1 protein-coding gene is annotated in these 634 nt (G+C 68.6%); it reads left to right on the forward strand.

Going from position 1 to position 634, the window contains the following annotated elements; translation table 11 throughout:
• The coding region (locus ABD401_RS25040) for a phage tail tube protein (RefSeq protein ID WP_344609957.1) at positions 1-559 on the forward strand (559 nt) is incomplete at its 5' end.
• Positions 560-634: the final 75 nt, after the last annotated feature.

Genomic DNA, 634 nt, shown 5'->3' on the forward strand with positions numbered 1-634 from the left:
CACACCGGACGCCCAGAACGTACGCGTCGCGATCACCGGCGGCGTGTACCGAGCGCCGCTCGGGACCGCGCTGCCCACCGGCCCCACCGGCTCGCTCAATGCCGCGTTCGTCAACCTCGGCTACATCGGCGAGGACGGCGTCACCGAGGCGCACGAGGACTCGATCGACAACATCGTCGCCTGGCAGAACGCCCAGGTCGTGCGGGCGGCGCGCACCGAGTCGCTGGCCACGCTGCAGTTCATGATGATCGAGTCGAACGTCAACACCCTCGAGACCTTCCACCCGGGTTCGGTGATGACCGAGCCGTCGCCGGGCGTGTACAAGCTTGAGGTGAAGCCCCCGACGGCCGGCGCGCAGGCGTGGGTCCTCGACGTGGTCGACGGCTCGATCCACCAGCGGATCGCCGTCGGCAACGGTGAGGTCACCGAGCGCGGCGAGGTGCAGTACGTCAACGGCCAGCCCATCGGCTACCCCGTCACCATCACCTGCTACCCCGATGACGACGGCAACCTGATGGTCAAATGGTCCGACGACATCGCCTGGGCCCCCGCGAGCTGATGCCGATGTTCGACGTGCAGGCCGAGATCGCGGCCGCGGAAGGCAAGTACCCCCCGTTCACCTTCCGCGGCCTCG

Origin of the sequence: Sporichthya brevicatena, assembly GCF_039525035.1 — a bacterium.
Classification (GTDB): Bacteria; Actinomycetota; Actinomycetes; order Sporichthyales; family Sporichthyaceae; genus Sporichthya; species Sporichthya brevicatena.